Origin of the sequence: Mycobacterium shimoidei, from assembly GCF_900417275.1 — a bacterium.
In the GTDB taxonomy this organism is placed as follows: domain Bacteria; phylum Actinomycetota; class Actinomycetes; order Mycobacteriales; family Mycobacteriaceae; genus Mycobacterium; species Mycobacterium shimoidei.
Window position 1 is genome coordinate 1,702,612 of sequence record NZ_UEGW01000001.1, and the last position, 20,035, is coordinate 1,722,646.

Annotated in this window: 20 protein-coding genes; 8 read left to right on the forward strand and 12 right to left on the reverse strand. The window is 64.4% G+C overall.

Annotated elements, in window-relative coordinates; all coding sequences use genetic code 11:
• The first annotated feature begins 61 nt into the window (after positions 1–61).
• The gene (locus tag MSP7336_RS08275; protein ID WP_113963473.1) at positions 62–1,195 is read left to right on the forward strand and encodes a 3-ketosteroid-9-alpha-monooxygenase, oxygenase component; all 1,134 of its coding nucleotides are present in this window, start codon (positions 62–64) and stop codon (positions 1,193–1,195) included.
• Positions 1,192–1,446, forward strand: coding sequence for a ferredoxin (locus MSP7336_RS08280; protein ID WP_113963474.1), 255 nt, complete (start codon positions 1,192–1,194; stop codon positions 1,444–1,446). Before MSP7336_RS08275 ends, MSP7336_RS08280 begins: the two co-directional genes overlap by 4 nt.
• A 24-nt stretch (positions 1,447–1,470) precedes the next feature.
• Here MSP7336_RS08280 and MSP7336_RS08285 read toward each other — a convergent pair whose 3' ends face one another.
• From MSP7336_RS08285 to MSP7336_RS08300, 4 genes are all read right to left on the reverse strand, one after another.
• Positions 1,471–2,547: a hypothetical protein gene (locus tag MSP7336_RS08285; protein ID WP_113963475.1), complete on the reverse strand. Its 1,077-nt coding sequence runs from the start codon at positions 2,545–2,547 to the stop codon at positions 1,471–1,473.
• Positions 2,548–2,642: 95 nt separating this feature from the next.
• Complete coding sequence (locus MSP7336_RS08290; protein ID WP_113963476.1) at positions 2,643–3,575, reverse strand: alpha/beta hydrolase; 933 nt, start codon at positions 3,573–3,575, stop codon at positions 2,643–2,645.
• Positions 3,559–4,431, reverse strand: coding sequence for an SDR family NAD(P)-dependent oxidoreductase (locus tag MSP7336_RS08295; protein ID WP_113963477.1), 873 nt, complete (start codon positions 4,429–4,431; stop codon positions 3,559–3,561). The genes MSP7336_RS08290 and MSP7336_RS08295 overlap by 17 nt, the downstream gene beginning before the upstream one ends.
• A complete protein-coding gene (locus MSP7336_RS08300) occupies positions 4,428–4,901 on the reverse strand; it encodes a nuclear transport factor 2 family protein (protein ID WP_069394862.1) in 474 nt (157 codons plus the stop codon). Before MSP7336_RS08300 ends, MSP7336_RS08295 begins: the two co-directional genes overlap by 4 nt.
• A 104-nt stretch (positions 4,902–5,005) precedes the next feature.
• On the opposite strand from MSP7336_RS08300, the gene MSP7336_RS08305 reads away from it, so the two are divergent.
• Together MSP7336_RS08305 and MSP7336_RS08310 are read left to right on the forward strand one after the other, a co-directional pair.
• Positions 5,006–6,904: a flavin-containing monooxygenase gene (locus MSP7336_RS08305; RefSeq protein ID WP_113963478.1), complete on the forward strand. Its 1,899-nt coding sequence runs from the start codon at positions 5,006–5,008 to the stop codon at positions 6,902–6,904.
• Complete coding sequence (locus MSP7336_RS08310; RefSeq protein ID WP_113963479.1) at positions 6,901–7,788, forward strand: SDR family NAD(P)-dependent oxidoreductase; 888 nt, start codon at positions 6,901–6,903, stop codon at positions 7,786–7,788. The genes MSP7336_RS08305 and MSP7336_RS08310 overlap by 4 nt, the downstream gene beginning before the upstream one ends.
• Positions 7,789–7,795: 7 nt before the next feature.
• On the opposite strand, the gene MSP7336_RS08315 is transcribed toward MSP7336_RS08310, so the two are convergent.
• The 7 genes from MSP7336_RS08315 to MSP7336_RS08345 all read right to left on the reverse strand — a co-directional run bounded on the left by MSP7336_RS08315 (position 7,796) and on the right by MSP7336_RS08345 (position 14,299).
• Positions 7,796–8,419 carry a Dabb family protein gene (locus MSP7336_RS08315; protein WP_069394865.1) on the reverse strand — a complete coding sequence of 208 codons (624 nt, stop codon included), beginning with the start codon at positions 8,417–8,419 and terminating at the stop codon, positions 7,796–7,798.
• Positions 8,412–8,759, reverse strand: coding sequence for a hypothetical protein (locus MSP7336_RS08320; RefSeq protein WP_113963480.1), 348 nt, complete (start codon positions 8,757–8,759; stop codon positions 8,412–8,414). The genes MSP7336_RS08315 and MSP7336_RS08320 overlap by 8 nt, the downstream gene beginning before the upstream one ends.
• A gap of 8 nt (positions 8,760–8,767) precedes the next feature.
• On the reverse strand, positions 8,768–9,706 hold the full coding sequence (locus tag MSP7336_RS08325; protein WP_069394939.1) for an alpha/beta hydrolase: 939 nt from the start codon (positions 9,704–9,706) through the stop codon (positions 8,768–8,770).
• 48 nt (positions 9,707–9,754) lie between these two features.
• Positions 9,755–10,582 carry an IclR family transcriptional regulator gene (locus tag MSP7336_RS08330; RefSeq protein WP_069394867.1) on the reverse strand — a complete coding sequence of 276 codons (828 nt, stop codon included), beginning with the start codon at positions 10,580–10,582 and terminating at the stop codon, positions 9,755–9,757.
• Positions 10,583–10,718: 136 nt separating this feature from the next.
• Positions 10,719–12,185: an FAD-dependent oxidoreductase gene (locus MSP7336_RS08335; protein ID WP_069394868.1), complete on the reverse strand. Its 1,467-nt coding sequence runs from the start codon at positions 12,183–12,185 to the stop codon at positions 10,719–10,721.
• On the reverse strand, positions 12,182–13,102 hold the full coding sequence (bphC, locus tag MSP7336_RS08340) for a biphenyl-2,3-diol 1,2-dioxygenase (RefSeq protein WP_069394869.1): 921 nt from the start codon (positions 13,100–13,102) through the stop codon (positions 12,182–12,184). Before bphC ends, MSP7336_RS08335 begins: the two co-directional genes overlap by 4 nt.
• A 12-nt stretch (positions 13,103–13,114) precedes the next feature.
• Positions 13,115–14,299 (reverse strand): acyl-CoA dehydrogenase family protein, encoded by a 1,185-nt coding sequence (locus MSP7336_RS08345; RefSeq protein WP_069394870.1) that lies wholly within the window; start codon positions 14,297–14,299, stop codon positions 13,115–13,117.
• Positions 14,300–14,351: 52 nt separating this feature from the next.
• Here MSP7336_RS08345 and MSP7336_RS08350 point away from each other — a divergent pair, with 52 nt between their 5' ends.
• Genes MSP7336_RS08350 through MSP7336_RS08360 form a run of 3 tightly spaced genes read left to right on the forward strand, consistent with a single transcriptional unit; the run spans position 14,352 to position 17,796 of the window.
• Entirely contained in the window at positions 14,352–16,019 is a 1,668-nt protein-coding gene (locus tag MSP7336_RS08350; protein ID WP_113964834.1) for a flavin-containing monooxygenase, read from the forward strand.
• A 21-nt stretch (positions 16,020–16,040) separates the two neighbouring features.
• Entirely contained in the window at positions 16,041–16,823 is a 783-nt protein-coding gene (locus MSP7336_RS08355) for an SDR family NAD(P)-dependent oxidoreductase (RefSeq protein WP_069394871.1), read from the forward strand.
• A gap of 49 nt (positions 16,824–16,872) precedes the next feature.
• Positions 16,873–17,796 carry an alpha/beta fold hydrolase gene (locus MSP7336_RS08360; RefSeq protein WP_113963481.1) on the forward strand — a complete coding sequence of 308 codons (924 nt, stop codon included), beginning with the start codon at positions 16,873–16,875 and terminating at the stop codon, positions 17,794–17,796.
• Here the strand turns inward: MSP7336_RS08360 and MSP7336_RS08365 are convergent.
• The gene (locus MSP7336_RS08365) at positions 17,793–19,304 is read right to left on the reverse strand and encodes an LCP family protein (RefSeq protein ID WP_244917533.1); all 1,512 of its coding nucleotides are present in this window, start codon (positions 19,302–19,304) and stop codon (positions 17,793–17,795) included. The two genes, MSP7336_RS08360 and MSP7336_RS08365, sit on opposite strands and share 4 nt — an antisense overlap.
• A 398-nt stretch (positions 19,305–19,702) precedes the next feature.
• Here MSP7336_RS08365 and MSP7336_RS08370 point away from each other — a divergent pair, with 398 nt between their 5' ends.
• Positions 19,703–20,020, forward strand: a complete 318-nt coding sequence (locus tag MSP7336_RS08370; protein WP_069394873.1) for a hypothetical protein — start codon at positions 19,703–19,705, stop codon at positions 20,018–20,020.
• Positions 20,021–20,035: the final 15 nt, after the last annotated feature.

The following is a 20,035-nucleotide window of genomic DNA, read 5'->3' on the forward strand; positions in this document are numbered from 1 at the left end:
GTTTTCCCTGCCAGCGGGACGATCCCTGCCGGAAGCGGGTGGACCGTCGTAGAACAAGGTCATGACGTTGCATTCGACTCCTGACGAGATCCGGCAGATCGAAGCCGAGGCTGCCCCCTCGCGATTCGCCCGCGGCTGGCATTGCCTGGGCCTGTCCAAAGAGTTCGGCGACGGGCAGCCGCATGCCGTCCACGCTTTCGGTCAGAAGTTGGTGGTGTTTCGCAGCGGGGACGGCAGGCTGAACGTGCTGGACAGCTACTGCCGCCATATGGGCGGCGATCTGTCGCAAGGCGAGGTGAAGGGCGACGAAATCGCCTGCCCCTTTCACGACTGGCGGTGGGGCGGCGACGGTCGGTGCAAAAAGGTGCCCTACAGCCGCCGGACACCCAGGCTGGCCCGCACCGCCACCTGGCTGACCCTGGAACAAGACGGGATGTTGTTCGTCTGGAACGACCCCGAGGGCACGGCACCGCCGCCGGAGGTGACCATCCCTCGCATCGAGGGCGCCACCAGTGATGAATGGACCGACTGGCACTGGTACACCACGGTCGTCAACACCAACTGCCGCGAAATCATCGACAACGTCGTCGATATGGCGCATTTCTTCTACGTGCACGGGTCGATGCCGACGTACTTCAAGAACATCTTCGAAGGCCACATCGCCACCCAATACATGAACAGCGGGGCACGCCCAGACATACCGAGCCCCGAAGGGCAGCCCCGGATGCTCGGCACCACTTCGGCCGCATCGTATTTCGGGCCCTCATTCATGATCGACGACCTGACCTACCACTTCGAGGATGCAGACCAGCACACGGTGCTGATCAACTGCCACTATCCCATCGATGCGAATTCGTTTGTGCTGCAATACGGCATCATCGTCAAGAAGTCAGCCCATCTGCCCGAAGAGGCGGCAGTGCAGGCTGCGATCGCTCTCGGTGATTGGGTCAAGGTCGGATTCGAGCAGGATGTAGCGATCTGGAAGACGAAGGCGCGCATCGACAATCCGCTGTTGTGCGAGGAGGACGGTCCGGTGTATCAACTGCGCCGTTGGTATGAGCAGTTTTACGTCGACGTGGCCGACGTGACGCCGGACATGGTGGATCGCTTCGAGTACGAGATCGATGTGACGCGGCCGCGCGAAGCATGGCAAATGCAAGTCGACGAAAACATCGCCGCAACCATGGCCGGATGATTCGCACCGACGAGCGGTTGCTCGACTCGCCTCCGGTTCAGGTGAGTTGCAAGTATTGCGGCGCAACGGTGCTGGCCCGCAAGAGTAGCTGGCAGCAGACCAGCGTCCAGTGGAGCGCGGACGCCATGGCCAGATGCGTGGAGCGACGGGAGGCGCGCAAGCCGTTTTTGGTCTGCTCGAAACTCCGTCAGTCGATCGAAGAGGCCGCGCGCAGTGGTGCCGTCCCGATCGTGGACGAGGTCAACGCGTGAGGTGGTCACCCGCAGCTAAGTGTGTCATGCCAGCTGGAAGGCGCTGATCGGCGCCTCGTCGGGATAATTCGACGGACCCCCGATGTCATACGCTGCGTTCAGGGTGCGGATGAATTCCTGGTCGTGCAGCGGGTCATCGGGCATCGCCAGTTTGATGCCTTGGGCGTTGACGTCTTTGACAAGCACGTCGATGGCCTGCTCGATGGTCAGGTCGTCGGAGCCTTCCATGTTCTTCTTCAGTTCGTCGTGGTCGGAGAAGACTTCGGCGGACCAGTGGACCAGGAAACGCAGCTCCTCGGTGTGGTGGCGGGCAATGACGTCGTCGCCGTTCTTCAGCAGCCACCGGTCCCGGTCGGCCGGGTCACCGGTGAAGACGGTGTCGAACGTCAGCCCGTCCGGGATCTGCTGATCCAGCGGGCCATTGGCTTCGCCGCGGTGCACCATCATCTCGTTCTGCACCACCACGCCGCGGTTGTACACCGGCGGCAGGACGCGCTGCGGGGGCTTGAGTGGGCCGTCAGGCCAGTAGGTGAAGCCACTGTGCGGATCGAGCGAGAACCACGCGATCACCTGGGCCATCTTGATCAGATAATCCTGAAAAAGCCCGGATTTGCCCATGACGCTGGTGAGCCATGTCGGCGCGTTCTCGTGGCGCACCCCCCGAAAGCTGGGTGAATCCAGGTGTCCCGGATCGCGATTCGCGCATGGGCCGTTGATGTTGAACAGCATCATCTGCGGTTTGGCGTACTCCGCCTTCCAGTACGCCTTGGCAAGTTCCACAAACCGAGCGTTGTAGAAGCAGTCGTGCAGTTCCGGGTACAGAACGGTGCCGTAGTTCGCCAGGTAGCCGCGGAACGTCGGTGTCAAGAACAGGTCCAGTGACGGCTCGAAGCCCTCCGGAAACGCGCCGCTCATGGTGGCGATCAGCTCTTCGGCGGAGGAGAAGTGGTGCGCGATGATCAGCCTCCATGGCCCCTGGGTGCGCACCACGTCCAACAGCCGTTCCCGTTGGTCGTCGGTGTAGATGTTGTGGATCTCCCGGGGAGGCGACGCGGGCCGCAACACTTCGGACAGCTCCACGCGTCGCTCATCAGTGAGCATCGAATCTCCTCTGGTTACCTGTGGTCCCTCGATTCTGCGGCCGTCGCCGCTTTGGCGACAGGCACATGTCCGGTGATCGGGACACCAAACGGCGGTCAAAACGGCAACGGGTGTGCGAATTTCGCACGCAACAACGCACCGACTTCGGCGATCGCCAGTCGCCCCCGCGCGGTCGCATCGGAGCGCATCAAAAACCCGTGGTACATGCCGGGGTAGCGAGTCAGGTTCACCTGGACCCCGGCATCGCGCAGGCGGATCGCGTAGCGCTCGCCCCAGTCGCGGATCGGGTCACATTCGGCGGTGACGACGATCGCCGCCGGCAGCCCGGAGAGGTCGTCGGCGTAGGCGGGCACTTGGTAGGGATCATGCGGTGCACCCGCGCCGCCATCGGCGAGCTCGTGCATGTAGTGGATGTCATCGAGCGAGAGCATCGCCGCGTCTGCCAGCGCAGCGATCGACGGCGCATCCATGTCCCGGTCGAGCCCCGGATACAGCAGCACCTGACAGCAGATCGCCGGGCCGCCGTGGTCGCGTGCGGCCAGCGCCACCCCGGCCGCCAACGATCCGCCCGCGCTGTCGCCGACCACCGAAAGCCGAGTCTTGTCAACGCTGAGTCGGTCGGCGTTCTCGGCGACCCATCGCGTCGCGACGTAGGCGTCGTCGAATTGCGCGGGCGGCGGGTTCTCCGGGGCAAGCCGGTAATCGACGGCCACCACCGTCGCGTCGCTCTCGAACGCCACCGCCCGCGCCAGCGGTTCGAACGAGTGATTGGAGCCGAGAACCATTCCGCCGCCGTGGAAATACACCAGCACCGGTGTGTTGGTGGCACGCGTTGGGCGGTAGATCCGCAACGGGATCGATCCCCCGGGACCGGGCGCCGCACACTCCTCGATAGCCATCTCTGGCATGGTGTCCGGCGCAGGCGCGGTCTCGATCGCTTCCCGCACGGCTGCCAGGCCGCGCTGACGCATCGGCGGAATGACCCCGAACGAGGCGACCCGCGCGGCGGCGTCAGGATCCAGATTCATTGTGCGCTGGATCGAATCGGCGCCCGCGCAATGCGGGAGCACGTTGAGAGACAAGGACTTCCGCACGCTCAGCCATCGCCGAGCCGACATACTCTGGCTGCGTGAGCAAGTAGAAGCGCCCTTCGGCGGCCTGGTCGAACACCGCTTCGGCGGCGGCGAGGGCATCCATCGCCTCGGCCTTGATGTCGAGCATGGCCGAGCGCTGCGACTCGGCCGCCACGACATCGCCGTCATCAACCCCGCCGGCGGATTCAAAGATGTTGGACACCACCGCTCCTGGCAGCACGGCCTGCACGTGAACGTGGTCGTCGTGCCCGGCCAACTGAACCTCCAACTGCAGGCATTCGGTGAGCGCCAGCACTGCGTGCTTGCTCATGATGTACGACGCCTGCAGCGGCGTCGCCAGCACTCCTCCGATAGACGACAGGTTCCACACCCAGGCGGGATCTCGCGAGGCAAGTATTTTCGGCAGAAATGCGCGCACCCCGTGAAACACGCCGGTGATGTTGATGTCGACGACGCGGTTCCAGTTCTCCACCGGGGTGTCCCACAGGTATCCGAACTGCTCGACACCCGCGTTGTTGACCAACAGCCGCACCGGCCCGACGTCCCGGTAGGTCTTTTCGGCCAGTTGTTCCACCGCCTCCCAATCACGCACGTCGCACACTGCGTCGACGGCTGTGACGCCCTGGGCGCGCAGTTGCTGGCGCAGTGACGCGATGGCTTGCGCGTCGACATCGGCAAGCACGACTGTCATGCCGAGCGTTGCGGCGTGGCGGGCCAGGCCCGCTCCGATGCCCGCGCCGGCACCGGTGACGACGGCCACCCCGCCAGAAAATAGCTCCCGGGCGCTCACCGGGCGCTGTCGGCGGTGACCTCGGACAGCAGGACCGAGTTGGTGGTGTCGAGGATGATGTCCATCTCGGTGAACTCTAAACCTTTGGCTCCGCGGCGCACAGCAACGTTGGCTACGCCGCTGGACACTGCGAACGGCACAAAGTTGGCGATCTGGTTGACGAATATGTAGAAACGCGCGCGAGTGACGTCGCCGTCGGTGCCGGTGCGGTGCACGTTGGTGGCGTGATGCCGCAACGGATAGGGGCTTTGTTGCCGATGCTCGGACAACCACTCCATGACCGCGTCGCGCCCCTGGAGTTCGGGCGACATGAGTTCTTCGAAAGGACTGGCGCCTGAGTCACTTCGAGTCAGGTAGCGGACGTCCTGGCTGTAGCGGGCCGCCAGCTCGTCATAGTGCGCCTCGTCGTAGTGGTACCAGAACTCGGCGATGAACTCCTGCAGCTCGGTCAATGCGATGTCGTTGCTCACGATCGTTCAGTCAAGCCGCTGCACGCTATGTCAGCACCCCGGATGACCGGTCAGTGGAACATGGCGACCACGGGGAGCCCCCGTCGGTCGATACTGCCATCGCCATGCCTACCGAATCGACGGCCGCAGAGCTGCGTGCCAACCTCGAGCAAGCCGATCCCGGTGTGTTGGTCGCCGTGCTGGCACAACTGAGCGGAGACCCCGCCGTCGCCGACAAGTTCGGCCCGGCAATTTCACACGTACCCGACCCACCCGAACGAGCGGGGGTCACCGATCCGCAGACCGCGGCCGCCATCGTCGGGGCGCTGGTGGACATCCTGACCGGGGCATCAGGACGCGACGGCACGGTCGCTGCGGATGATCCTGCGCTGTTCGCCCGTATCGCACCTCTCGGGCTCGGGGTAGCCGTCGACGAGCGCGAGGTGCCCATGTTGTTGGAGCAAGGCGGGTTTCACAAGCCACGCCCAGTGCTACCGCGCACCGTCGCCATCCCGGCGACGGTGAAGATCGCCATTGTCGGCGGGGGGATGGCCGGAATTGCCGCCGCGATCATGGCGGCCGACGCCGGCGTTGACTACGAGATTTACGAGCGCAACCCTGAAGTCGGCGGCACCTGGCTGACCACTACCTATCCGGGCATCGGCGTGGACACGCCGTCCACGTATTACTCGTTCTCGCGTGAACTCAATCCGGACTGGTCCAGCTACTACCCGATGGGATGGGAGTACCAGTCGTACCTGCAGGCCGTCGCCGACAAGTACAAGATCCGTGACCACACCCGCTTCAACACCGAGGTCGAGGCGCTGTGGTGGGACGACGAACACCAGTTCTGGCAGATCCACGCCCACTCGGCCGACGGAACCCGCACCGTCAGCAATGCGACCGTAGTCATCACCGCGGCCGGCTTTCTCAACCGGCCGCGATACCCCGATCTGGAAGGCCGGGAGACCTTCGCCGGCACCAGCATTCATTCGGCACGGTGGGATCCCGACCTCGACTTGACCGGCAAGCGGGTCGCCGTGATCGGGGCCGGCTGCACCGCGGTGCAGATCGTCGACGCGGTCGTCGACGACGTCAAGCACCTCACCGTGTTCCAGCGCCAGCCGCACTGGGTGGCCCCACGCCGACGGCCGTCCGACGACGTGCCCGACTACCATCGATGGCTGGCCAGGCGCGTGCCGTACTACGCGAATTGGATTCGGCTGAAGTCGTATTGGTCCACAGCAGACAACAACTACCCCGTTATCCAGGTGGACCCGGACTGGGCGGACTCGCATCTATCGATTTCGCCGGCTAACGACGTGCTCCTCAAGTACTGCCTCGACTACATCGACCGCACTTTCGGTGCCGGTAGTGCACTGGCGCAGAAGGTCACCCCAGACTTCGCCCCGTACGGCAAGCGCATCATCCGCGACCCCGGTGGCTACTACGCCGCGCTGACCCGCCCCCACGTCGACGTCGAGGCCAGCGAGCCAGTACGCGTCACGCCGAACGGGATCGTTACCGAGGACGGACGTGAGGTCGACCTGGACGTGATCGTTTATGCGACAGGCTATTACCTCGACTTCCTGTCAACAATCGATATTCGCGGCCGCGACGGCCGCACCCTGAAGGCGGAATGGGCAGGCACTCCCCGCAGTTACCGCGGCGGCACCGTGCCCGGATTCCCGAACCTGTTCATGACATCGCACCCCAACGGTAGCCCAGGCCACGGTGGTGGACACAACTTCGGCGTCGAGGTGGCCGTGCACTACATCAGGGAGTGCCTGCAACTGATGGCGCTACGCGGTGCGCGGTCGATGGAACCCACCCGGGAGGCGTACGACGATTACGTCGCTCGTCTGGACAACCTGATGGAACATCTTGTCTGGCGCCATACACCGACCGCACACACCTACTACCGCGTGGCATCCGGTCGCGTCGTGGTAGCCAGTCCGCTCCGTATGATCGACTGGTGGGAAGAGCACCGGGCGCCCATCGAGGAGCACTTCGAACTGCGATGAGCAAACTACTGTCCGGCAGAACGGCTCTGGTCACTGGCAGCAGCCGCGGCATCGGACGAGCTATCGCACAACGGCTTTCGGCCGAAGGGGCAACCGTCGTGGTGACGGCGCGGTCCTATGAGCCATCGCCCTCGGAGCGGGCCGGTGAAACCACCACGCTGCCCGGGACGATCGGTGAAACCATCGGACTGATCGAGCAGGACGGCGGAACTGCGCTGGGCATCGCCGCCGATCTCGAGGACGCCGAGCAGCGTGAGCGGCTCATTGACGAGGTGGTCGCCCGCACCGGAAGGCTCGACATTTTGGTCAACAACGCCGGATACGCCGACTATTCGCTCGTCGAGAAGATGAGCCTGGAGACCTTCGACCGCACGGTGGAGCATTATCTGAAGACGCCGTTCGTGTTGACGAAGGCCGCGGTGCCACACATGCGTCAACAGGGAGGGGGCTGGATCGTCAACATCGGATCGGTGACCGGGATTACGCCGGTCCGCCCGTATCGCGATTACAACAAGACTGCGGGCGACGTGGTGTACGCGTCGATGAAGGCGGCGTTGCATCGCTTCACACAGGGAGTCGCTGCCGAGCTGCTTGATGCAAACATCGCCGTCAACTGTGTAGGGCCGTCCACCGCGATACGCACTCCCGGTGCAGCGCCGTTGATTCCGGACACCTTTCCCACCGAACCGGTCGAGTACCTGGCTGAAACGGTACTCGCAATGTGCCATCTGCCTGCGGCCGAGCGTACCGGGCTGGTGGCGTTCAGCCTGCACTATCCATCGTCTCAAGGGTTGCCGGTGCACAGCCTCGACGGCAGAACGCTGCTGGGTTCGCTGGAACCGCCGGCGGCGGCCAACCCGAACATCTTGCCCGCTGGCTTGTAGCGCGGCTTCAGCGACCGCCCGCGCGACAGAAGCTGTGGCAGAGGCGATCCTGCACAATGACTTCAGGGCATTCGGGATCAAACCAGCGATCCACATAGGCCCAGTGAATCGGGTGCATGAGATACGGGCCCATCAGCCCTTCAACATCGGTGAACTCCTGCTCGAACACGTGCGTCCACGCTGAGTCGCCGCTGGCTTGCTCAACTCGGCTCAACTGCCACGCGGTGATGCTGTGTATGTAGCGCGGCATCAGCCGCAGATCGGCCTCGAAACGGGCGATGGTGCCGTCGTCGGTACCGGGCGCCACGCTCACCAACAACGTGCGATAGACGGTGCCTCGGCCACTGGACCACCCAGTGTCGACGGGGCAGCCCGAGTAGGTGGCGCCATTGACACGGCCAACTGCAGGATCCCGCAATACATCGGCGAAATCCACTGCAACAGAGTTCCATTCGCTTCGGCTGGCAAACCGTAGATGCATCAGGATGTCGCCGCCGTTGCGGGAGCCGGGCAGCGTCGGTTCCACCAGCGCGTGGTGGGCGGCGACCTTCGACGCCGCGTCACGAAGCGCGGCCACCAGACGGTCAGAGTCACCGGCGGCCACGTCGATAAGGTTGACGACGTTAAACATCGCACATCCCATCCACGTTCTCGGCGTCGGCGGCCACACTGCGGGTGCGCTCCGCGACCAAATCGGCGATACCGGCCCACCATTGGCCGATTGAGGGATCGGAACGGCCTTGCCATCTCATTTCCCACCATGCCTGCGGACTCTGCAGCGACCAGATGATGGTGACTGTGTTGGTCTGATCGGCACACCAAATCGGTGGGCTGACCAGCACCCGCTGCAACGTCATACCGCGTCCGCGCGCCCCGGGTGCATAGCCCGAAAGGTATGCGTCAACAAATGTTTTGGCGCATCCCGGCCGCGTGATCACCCGATCGATGACGTACACCTGATCGTCAGTCATGCGTACGCCTATGGAATTCCGGTCGATCGCTGGGTCGCCGCCAGTAGTCGCGACAGTTCGCCGCAGACCTCCGCGCGTGCCCGCTGAGCCAAGTGAAGAATCGGCATCGTCATGAAGCCGTGGATGCCGCCTTCGTAGTGACAATGCACGGCATTGACATCCGCCGCCCTCAGTGCGTCACCGAATGCAATACCCTCATCGCGCAGTGGGTCGTGGCCCGCCGTGACGACGACGGCGGGGGGCAGCCCGTGTAAATCCGCCTTCAGCGGCGATGCGTAGTGATGCTCGCGGTCGGTGACGGAGGGCGCGTATTGATCCCAATACCATTGCAGCGCAGGACGTGGATTGTAAAAGCCTTGCCCGAACAGTCGATACGATTCGGTGCCGAAGTCAGCGGCGATCATTGGGTAGACCAACAATTGCGCGGCCAGCGATGGTCCGTCGCGGTCGCGCGCCATCAGGGCCGTCACGGCCGCCAGGTTGCCCCCGGCACTGTCGCCGCCGACGACTATCCGGCTGGCATCTCCGCCAAGACTGGCCGCGTTACGAGCCGCCCACTTCGTCGCCGCGTACATATCCTCGGCTGCGGCCGGCCACCGGTGCTCTGGGGCCAGCCGGTACGCCACCGAAACAACCACGGCAGGAATGAGATTCGTCAAGTTACGACAAAGGCCGTCATGGCTGTCGAGGTCGCAGAACACGAACCCGCCGCCGTGGGCGTACACCAGAATTGGCTGCGGCGAATCTACCGCGGGCCGATAGATGCGGACGGCGATGCTGCCGGGGATGGTTTCGTCGCTCACGGTGCCGACCGGTTCAGGCTGGTCCGGGGCGACGAAGCGTTCCCGGATGGCCGCCCTCGCCTGTGCTCCGGTCATCGTGTGCACTGGAGGAAAGCCGGCGTCGAGCGCCTCGAGCATGCCGGCAATCTGCGGATCGAGGTTAATGGCGCCGCTCCACCTCATCGCTACGCTCTGCATCGTCGCCGGCGCGACTCACGCGTACTGCACTGCACGTTCATGCGGCACAGAACGCGTGGCCACCCGCAACGGACGTACCTGCTGCAGTGTCGGCGCTACCCGCTGCGGCCCATCTTCGATGTTGTGCCAGATGCCCGTCGCCGTCATTCGCACCGGCGCGGCCATGCGCTGGTCGAATACCATCTTGCTCATCGGCCCGCAGACAGACACCGCTGCGACGGCCTTGGTGGGATCGCCGATCGACGCTGCGACACAACCGAATCCGGGTAGGGACTCCTCGCGGTCGAACGCCACGCCGTGGGCGCGAACCTTGGCCAGTTCGGCCGCCAGATGCGCTGGACTACTGATCGAATACCGCGTTTTGCGGCTGGCGAGATCGATGGCGTCGACATTGTCGCGGTACGCCAGCAGTGCTTTGCCCAACGCTGTGCAGTGCGCAGGCTGACGTCCGCCGACACGGCTGGGAATCGCCGCGGCCATCCGGTCGCCGATCTTCTCCAGATACACCACGTCGGCGCCGTCGAGTACAGCCAAGTGCACAACCAGCCCGGTGGCACGATGCAGATCGTGCAGCAATGGGACCGCTGCGCGGTGCAGTCGGTCTTGGTGGACCGCCAGTGATCCCAGTTCGACGAGGCGCATGCCCAATTCGTAGTCGCGACCGCTTCGGCGCAGCCAGCGCAGTTGCACCAGCCGTTCCAGCATGCGGTGTGCAGAGGACCGGGGCAGGCCCGTGCGGCGCACGATCTGGGCCAGGGTCAACCGGCCAGGGCCGTCAAAGGCGTCCAGCACCAACGACACCCGATCTATGACGGCACTGGGAGTGGTGGGTTCCGCGGTCACGCTCACGACGCCTCCTGCGCGGCAGCATATGACTAATAGAAATATGTCTGTTTGTACCACACCGGTGTGGTCGCTGTCACACCGACAGTCCAAAACCACACAGAGCGCCGCTGACCTCGGTGAATGCAGACGGTTTTCAGGCCTTTGCGGCAGCCCGGCCGGCGCGGCGCCCGTAGAAGCTGCCGTCGCCGAGCGAGATCCCGCTGGCGTAGCCCCACGCCGCGAGACCGGCGGTGGAGCGGCCCGCGGCGTACAGACCGGGGATCGGCTCCCCGCCGACATGCAGCACTTCGGAATTTAGGGTCGTTTTCAGTCCGCCCAGGGTGAATCCGCCGGTGCTCTCGCGCAGATCGACCGCGCCCACGGGCGATCCGATGGGCCGGAGCCACTCGGGCTTCTTGTGCAGCAGTGGATCCTCACCGCGTGCGGCGCCGTCGTTGAAGGCCGCCACCGTCGCCTGCAACGAACCCGGCGCGAGACCAATCTCCTGCTCGAGTTCGGCGACTGTCTCGCACACCCAAGTCGGCGGACGCAGCATCATCTGAGGTGACCACGACGCCATGGCCTCGTTCTGCGCGGCCTCGTCGATGACGAGGTATGCGGTGTTGTCCTGGTGGTAGAGCGTGAGCTGGCCGACGCGGCCCGGATAGGTGTCCTCGGCGACGTAGCGTTGACCGCGGCCATTGACCAGGATGCCGCGCACCAGTTGCTGCGGGTCGATGAAGATCGCCACCTCGGTGGCATCCATGTGTGCCAGATCGGCGCCCAGCGCCTGTGCCATCCGGATGGCCTGCCCGTCATGCTGCTCGATCGAGGCGGCCGGCCGTCCCGCGATCCGCGGAGCGTATTGCGCCACCATGGCGTCGTTGTAGGCGAAGCTGCCCGTCGCGAGTATCACGGCACGGCGGGCGCGGATCGTCACATCGTTTCCGTACTGTCGGGCGCACAGTCCCACGACCCGACCGTCGGATTCGACGACTAGTTGCCGCACCCGCACGTCGTAGATCGCCCGTGCGCCCGCCACGGTAGCGGCCTGCACGAGCGGTTTCATCAGCATGTAGCCGGCGCTGGCCTCGCCCTGCTTCTTGTTCGACATCTGCGGGACGTGGCCGCGCGGCGCGGGGGCGGCGATGGTGTTGAAGGGATACGAGTTCTCTCCTCCGCTGTACATCAGCCCCTGGTCGCCCATCGGCTCCCAGCCGGGCTCGGAGAAGAACTCCGCCTTGAACGGCACGCCGCACTCGACGAGCCAGTTGAAGTGCTCGACGCTCCCGGCGCAATAGTCGGCGATGCGGTTCTCGTCCGCGCCAGGCCCCATCGCGACGTTGAGAAACGCCGTCATGTTCTCGACGGAATCATCGAAGCCACAAGCCTTTTGCAGCGGCGTACCCCCACCTAGATAGATGAAGCCGCCCGCCATGGCCGCCGCTCCGCCCCACGAGCCCGTGCGTTCGAGCACCAGGACGTCGGCACCGGATCTGGCGGCTTCGACCGCCGCGGCCGCCCCGGCCACCCCGTATCCGGCAATGACGACGTCGGCTTCGTGATCCCACGAGCCGATGGACGAAGCCGGGACCGGACGGACGTCGGTGTCCACCGTCACATCCGCATTGCCGCGGGCATCTCGCCGACCCACTGGTGGCCCCAATAGCTATCGGCGGTGATTTCCTCTGCGGTGTAATATGTTTCGTCGACACGCATACCATCGGTGCCGAATTCGATGTCCCAGTCACCGGGTGCGCGGACATAGAACGACACCATCTTGTCGTTGGTGTGGCGCCCCAGGGTCGACGACAGCTGGAAGTCCGAGGCATTGACGCGGTCCAGCGCCTGACCCACGGCGTCGAGACTGTCGACCTCGACCATGATGTGAACCAGCCGTGGGTCGCGCTGATGCGCGGCCGGGACGATCGCCAGACTGTGATGTCGTTCGTTGATCCCGAGGAACCGAACTCGCACTGGCCCAAACTCTTTCGGTAACGGTACGCGGAATGCGCCCCGGGAACGGAAACCCAGCACTTCGGTGTAGAACTCGTACAAGCCATTGGGGTCCATCGCCGGCACGACGACGTGGCCCATGCCCTGATCACCGGTGACGAATTTCGCGCCGAACGGGGTGATGACCGGGCTGTGGTCGAGCGCCGCACCGTGAAACACCTCGAGCGTGGTGCCGGCGGGATCCTCGAAGGTGATGACCTCTTCAACGCGGCGGGCCTCGGCCTCGTCGGTGGACAGCTGTTTGAACGCCGCCCCGGCACCGTCGAGTGTGGCCTGGACGCGCTGCAGTGCCGGGTGGTCGCGCACTTCCCAGCCCACCGTGAGCACTCGGTCGGTGTCACCGGGCACCACGATGAGCCGGGCCGCCCGCTCATCCATCCGCAAGTACAGTGCCGAAGGGTCCGGGCCTCTAAAAGTAGGGGAGCCTTCCGCGAAACCCAGGACGTCGAAGGCGAAATGGCGCCAGCGGTCGATGTCGGTGGTCGAAACGGTGATGTAGCCCAGGCTTTTCAGGTCGCTCACTTGCACGTTCTCCTAGATCAGGGCCCGCAGCGGACCCTCCGGCGGGTCGATACCCAGCGAACTCAGCGCCGACGCGTGGTAGGTGGTGCCGGGCATGTGGATGGCATGCAGATGGCCGACGTGCACGTCGCGCCAGTACCGTTGCAGCGGTTTGTCCATCCGCGCCGCGTTGCCGCCCGAGCGGGCGAAGATCTCGTCGACCGCCGACACCGCGCGCCACACGGCGCGAATCTGGGTACGACGGCCGGCCGCGCGGTCCGCGAACGACACCTCCTTGCCGGCAGCAACCATGTCGTAGATGCGGTCGACATTGGCGAGCAGCTCCTGACGGGCGGCGTTGATGTCGGCCGCGGCCTCGCCGATCGCGTACATGACGTAGGGGTCGTCTTTGATCGCGGTTCCGGTGGCGTTGACGCGCTCCCGCTGGTAGTCGAGGTGCGCGGCCAGCGCGCCCTCGGCGATGCCGATGGTGGCCGCCGAAATACCCAGCGGGAACATCGTCGACCACGGCATCAGGTACAGCGGCTCGGTCATGCCGGCCTCGCGCTGGGCGGTACCGTCCATCACCTTGGCCGCGTCCATGGTCCGATAGCTCGGCACGAACGCGTCTTTGACAATGACATCCTTGGATCCGGTTCCCCTCAGCCCCACCACATTCCACGAGTCTTCGACGATCTCGTAGTCCTTGCGCGGCAGGATCATGTGTAGCATCTGCGGCGGCATCAACGGAACGCCTTTGTCGTCGCCGAGCATGGCCCCCAGGATGATCCAGTCGCAGTGGTCGGTGCCCGAACTGAACTGCCAGCGACCGTTGAAGAGGTAGCCGCCGTCCACGGGTTTGGCCACGCCCTGGGGCGCGTACGGCGAGGCCATCCAAGTGTCGACGTCGTCGGCCCAGATCTCGGCGGCGACCCTGGGGTCCGCATAGGCCAGCTGGTAGGGGTGAACGCCCACCACGCCGACGATCCAGCCGGCCGCCGGATCCAGCGCCGCGGTGGCCATCGTCGTCTCGGCGAACTCGCGGGGATGAACCTCGAAGCCCTGGTATTGCTTGGTCTGCAGCAGCCGGATCAGTCCGGCGCCCTTCATCAGCTTGACGGTGTCGTCGGTGAGCCGGCCAATTCGCTCGGCTTCGGCGGCCTGGCCGCGCAACTGCTCCGCTATCGCCATCACCTGGTCGATGACTCGTTCGGTCATGGTGTCGTCCTTAGTTCGTGGGGCCGCGATCGATCGTCTCTTAACGGAGATGATGGCACCTTTCGCGATCCCGGTGAACGGGAAGCAACTGTTGCTCGTGACCAAAACGGCCTACCGTCACGTCGTGACCATTGATGTCGTGGTTGTCGGTGCTGGATTCGCCGGACTGTATGCCTTACACAAACTGCGCTCGCAGGGCTTGTCGGTGCGCGTGTTCGAGGCTGCTCCCGACGTCGGCGGTACCTGGTACTTCAACCGGTATCCAGGTTGTCGCTGCGATGTGGAAAGCGTCGACTACTGCTACTCGTTTTCTGACGAATTGCAGCAGGAATGGAACTGGACCGAGAAGTACGCGTCGCAGCCGGAGATCCTGCGCTATATCAATTGGGTCGCCGACAAGCTCGATCTGCGCAGAGACATCACGGTGAACACCCGGGTGTGTTCGGCCATCCTCGACGAGCAAACCCTGTACTGGACGGTTGCCACCGACAGCGGCGAGGTCGTGACCGCCCGGTTCTGTGTGATGGCCACCGGCTCGCTGTCGGCCGCGCTGACGCCGGATTTCTCGGGCCTGGAGACCTTTGCCGGCGAGGTGTACCACACCGCCCATTGGCCGCACGACCCCGTCGATTTCACCGGCAAGCGTGTCGCTGTGATCGGCACCGGCTCGTCGGGCATCCAGTCGATTCCGGTCATCGCCGAGAAGGCGGCGCAACTCTACGTCTTTCAGCGCACGCCCAATTTCAGCGTCCCAGCGGGCAACAAGCCGCTCACCACCGAAGACATGGCCGAGATCAAAGCCAATTACCCTGAGCGGCGCCGTCTTTCGTGGCGCAGTGGCGGCGGCTCACCGCATATCGCTCACCCGAACAATACGATGGAGGTCTCTCCCGAAGAGCGCCGAGCCGCCTTTGAAAAGCGTTGGCAGCTAGGAGGCGTGCTCTTCTCCAAGACCTTCCCCGATCAGATGAGTGACCCGGTTGCCAATGAGGAGGCCATCAGCTTCTACCAAGAAAAGGTTCGTGCCGTCATCGACGACCCAGAAGTCGCCGATCTGCTGATCCCGAGCGACCATCCAATTGGGGCCAAGCGTATCTGCACTGACACCAACTACTTTCAGACCTTCAACAAGCCGCATGTGAAGCTGGTTAGCGTGCGCAAGACACCGATCACGTCAGTCGACGCGACGGGCATCAACACCACCGACGCACATTACGAAGTCGACGCGATCGTCTTGGCTACCGGATTTGACGCGATGACGGGGGCTTTAGCCAAGATCGACATCATCGGCCGCGGAGGCGAAATGCTGCGCGAAGACTGGAAAGACGGCCCGCGCACGTATCTGGGCTTGGGCGTGGACGGGTTTCCCAACCTGTTCATTGTCTCGGGCCCGGGCGCACCAGGTGTGCTGGCCAACATGGTGCTGCATGCCGAGGCGCACGTGAACTGGATCGCCGAGTGCATCGCCTATCTCGACAAGCATGGCTACACCGCCATCGAGGCCAACCCGGACGCGGTAGACAACTGGATCGCCGAATGCGCCCAGCGCGCGGAGGCCACGCTTTTCCCCAAGGCAAACTCGTGGTACATGGGCGCCAACGTTCCGGGCAAGCCGAGGGTGTTCATGTTGTTCACCGGCGGATTCGCCGTCTACAACGACATCTGCGCCGAGGTGGCCCAGGCCGGTTACAAGGGCTTTAACCTGATCAAGGCGTCTTGAGCTGATACGACGGGAGTTCAGATGAAGCGTCTTGAAAACAACCGGATCCTGGTGACCGGCGCCGCCTCGGGTATCGGGCAGGCCACCACGCTGCGCCTACTCGACGAGGGCGCGGCCGTCGTCGCCGCCGACATCTCTGCGGACGGGCTGGCCAAGACCCGGGCCGAGGCGGGCGGCAGCGAGCATCTGACCACGGTGCAGATGGACATCGGCGACGAGAGTTCGGTGATCAACGGTGTGCGCTCGGCCGTCGACACGCTGGGCGGTCTCGATTCGCTGGTCAATGCGGCAGGGATACTGCGCGCCGCTCACACCCACCAGTTGAGCCTCGATGACTGGAACCGGATCATCGGCGTCAACCTGACCGGGACCTTCCTGGTAGTCCGGGAGGCGTTGCCGGCGCTGCTGGGCAACCCGCGCAGCGCGATCGTGAATTTCAGCTCGACGTCGGCGTCCTTCGCGCATCCCTACATGGCGGCGTACGCGGCGAGCAAGGGCGGCGTCCAATCCTTCACGCACGCACTGGCGCTCGAGTACGCCAAGCAGGGGCTGCGTGCGGTCTGTGTGGCACCCGGCAGCATCAAGTCCGGAATCACCGATGCCACAGCCGGATACATCCCGCCCGATGCGGACTGGGCGTTGTTCGGCCGGCTCTCGCCGATCATGCCCACCACGTTGGAGTCCAGCGGCGCACCGATGGGCGGGCCCGACGCCGTCGCCGGTGTGATCGCCATGCTGGTCTCCGACGACGGCGCGTTCATCACCGGCACCGAAATCCGCATCGACGGCGGGACACACGCGTGACACGCGCCGGCGACGATGCAGAGCGCAGCGATGGGGAGGAGCGGCGCCAATGACAGCAGCCCAGGTGACTCACGAGGAAACAATCCGCGAAATTGCCACGGAGCCAGGTGTTCTGCGCTATCACGAGGCCGGCGACGGGCCGCCGCTGGTGTTGTTGCACGGCTCCGGGCCGGGGGTGACGGGCTGGCGCAACTTCCGCGGGGTGCTGGGCACGTTTTCCGAGTTCTTCCGCTGCCTGGTCCTGGAATTCCCCGGCTTCGGTGTCAGCGACGACTTCGGCGGGCATCCGATGATCACCGCGTTCGACGCGGTCACGCGGTTTTTGGACGCTCTTGACCTCGACACCGTCGACATCATCGGCAATTCGATGGGCGGCGGAGTCGCGCTCAACGTCGCGATGTCCCAGCCCGACCGGGTGCGCCGGCTGGTGACCATCGGCGGTATCGGCCGCAATGTCTTCAGTCCCGGCCCGCCGGAGGGTATTCGGCTGCTGCAGGAGTTCACCGAGGAGCCCAGCCGCGAGCGGTTGATCCGTTGGCTGCACTCGATGGTGTACGACCCCGCGGTCATCACCGACGAGCTGATCGAAGAACGGTGGGCTCACGCCACCGATCCGGCCACCCTGGCCAGCGCACGGCGGATGTACAGCAAAGAAGCGTTCGAGCAGATGATCAAGGCGATGGAGTCGTCCAACGGCCCGCAGCCGTGGGCCATGATGCACCGGATCAAGGCGCCGACCTTGATCACCTGGGGTCGCGACGATCGGGTGAGTCCCCTGGACATGGCGCTGATCCCGATGCGCACCATCCCCAACGCGGAGCTGCATGTGTTCCCGAACTGCGGTCACTGGACCATGATCGAGGCCAAAGAAGCCTTCGAGAATGTGGTGTCGGCGTTTCTTCTTCGCCGCGAGAGTGCAACTGGCGACGGGTCTACTCGAGAAATGCGTCAGCAGTTGCACTCTCGCGGCTAGTTAACACACGGCACCCCGCCGCCGTCGATCGGTGCACCCTGGTCGGGCGTCGGCTCAGTGCTCGTCGTGCTATGTGAGCCGTAGTAGGAGCTGGCCGCCCCGGTGGTTCGGTCCAAGGAGCCGGTGGAGGACACCGAGTAGTCGTCGCCGACGACGACTTGAATGCGGTCGGTGCTCAACGCCGAGTCGCTGTGATCGGCGGCATCGATGCCCAGCAACGCGGCGATGGACTGCGCATCGGTTTTGGCGCCGGGTCCGTAATCGACTGTTGTTTCCTTCGATTCGCCGTACTCGCTGTCACGCACTGTGCCGGCCGCGTAGCCGTGCTGGCTCAGAATCCGAGACACCTTGCTCGCGAGCCCACCAGTGTCGCTGGCGTTGACCACGTCGACGACGGTCGACGGGTTCGGCGCGGCGGGCGCGCTCATGCCGAACGCCGCCGCTACTTCGGCCTTGATCGCCCTGGGGTCAACGATATTGACGTCTTGGCCGTTGACGTTTTCGTATCGCAACACCGGAAGCGTGCGGTATTCGACGTCGGCGCCGGCGAGGGCGCCCATGCGACGGAACTGGCTCTCGTCCCAACCCGCCGACAACACAACGTCTTTGCGCGCCACTGCCATCAGGCTTTTCAACTTGCTCAAGTCCGTGAAGGTGCCCGAGTCCTGGAGCTGGCGCACGACCGATGAAAGGAACGCCTGCTGGCGGTGAGTGCGATCGAGGTCGCCGTTTTCCAGGCCGTGGCGCTGGCGCACGAACGACAACGCCTGTTCGGCGTTCAACGTCTGGCGGCCGGCCGGGAAATCAGCACCCGAATACGGGTCGTAAACGGCGTGCTTGAGGCATACCTGTACCCCGCCGAGGCTTTGGGTCAGGTCGTAGAAACCGGCCAGGTTGATCTCGGCGAAGTAGTCGATCGGCACGCCGGTCAAATTGCGCACCGCCCGCAGGGTGGCCGACCGACCCGCCTCGCGGCCCTTGGTCTCGAGTTCTTTTTGGTCGCTCACGCCTTTGTCCATGAGCTTTTCTTCGGTGTAAGCCTTCGTGAGCCCGTAGGCTTCCTTGATCTTGATGTGGTCGTATCCGGGCACGCCGGTGAACCGCACATAGTCGTCACGGGGAATCGAAAACGCGCTCACTTTGTCGTCGGTGCCCACGTGCACGAGGATCAAGGTGTTGGTGTTGTACCCGCCGTCGTCGGAGTCGCCGGCATGCAGATGCTTGAGCACGGCCCACGGCAGTTCGTTGCCGTCCTGATCTTTGCGGGAATCCAGGCCGATCAGCAGGATATTCATCGCGCCGCCGGCCGAGTGCGGGTCGTCAGAGCCCAGTGCCTGCGAAACGGTGACCCCGCCCAGGACACCGTGGGCCATCCACCAGCCGGCCCCGGTCGCGAGCACGGCCAATACCGACACCAGGGCAACCACGCCGCGGGCCAACCGTCGGCGGATCTGCCATGGCGCTGGTTTCTTACGGCGGTGCTTGCCACCGCCGGTCCGATTGGACACCACAATCTCGAATCTGCCAGGAGCGCCGCGCCCGCCCCCCGACGGCATGTTGCGGCGACAACGTCTAGGTCTTGACATCCAAGTATGCCGTAACTGATCGCCGAGGCTTCCGCCACCGGGTGTGACCAGCGGTTGAATCTGCAAGTTCGCCACGACGAGGGGTCCGCGGGTGCCAGACTTCGATAATCGGCCGACGAAGTGAGACCAGCACGATGTACGCCGTTGCAACCACAGCGAGTCCGGCGGCGGTGGCGGGCGGTTCAGCAATCATCGCCTCCGCATCCGTACCGGCCGAATGCGGTTGCCCACCTGGTCAGCGGTCCCCGGTTCGGGCGCGCGGGGGACCGCTTTTTCAAATTTCCGCAACGAGGGGACATCCCCATGAAGGGAGTACGCAGATGCTAAGCACCGTACCGGTCCACGACAATCGGGGCTCTGCACAGCAAGCGCAGGATGCCGAGTTGTTGAAAGAGTCAGGTGTGCACAAGCTCGTCATCGCTGACCGCGAAGGCAACTGCTTGGCGTTCTTATTGGCTTGGGACAACTTCGTTTACGACGCTGAGACCGACACCTATGTGTGTGTTGCCGACAGCGACGGCAGAGAACTCATGACCATGTACACCGCGGGTGAAATCAGGTCGGCGCCCGGAGCGAACATGTATGTCGTGACGGCGCCGGACCACTCCAGCGGTCGTAGGATGTTGCGGCCCTGTTGACAGTCTTGAGTTGAG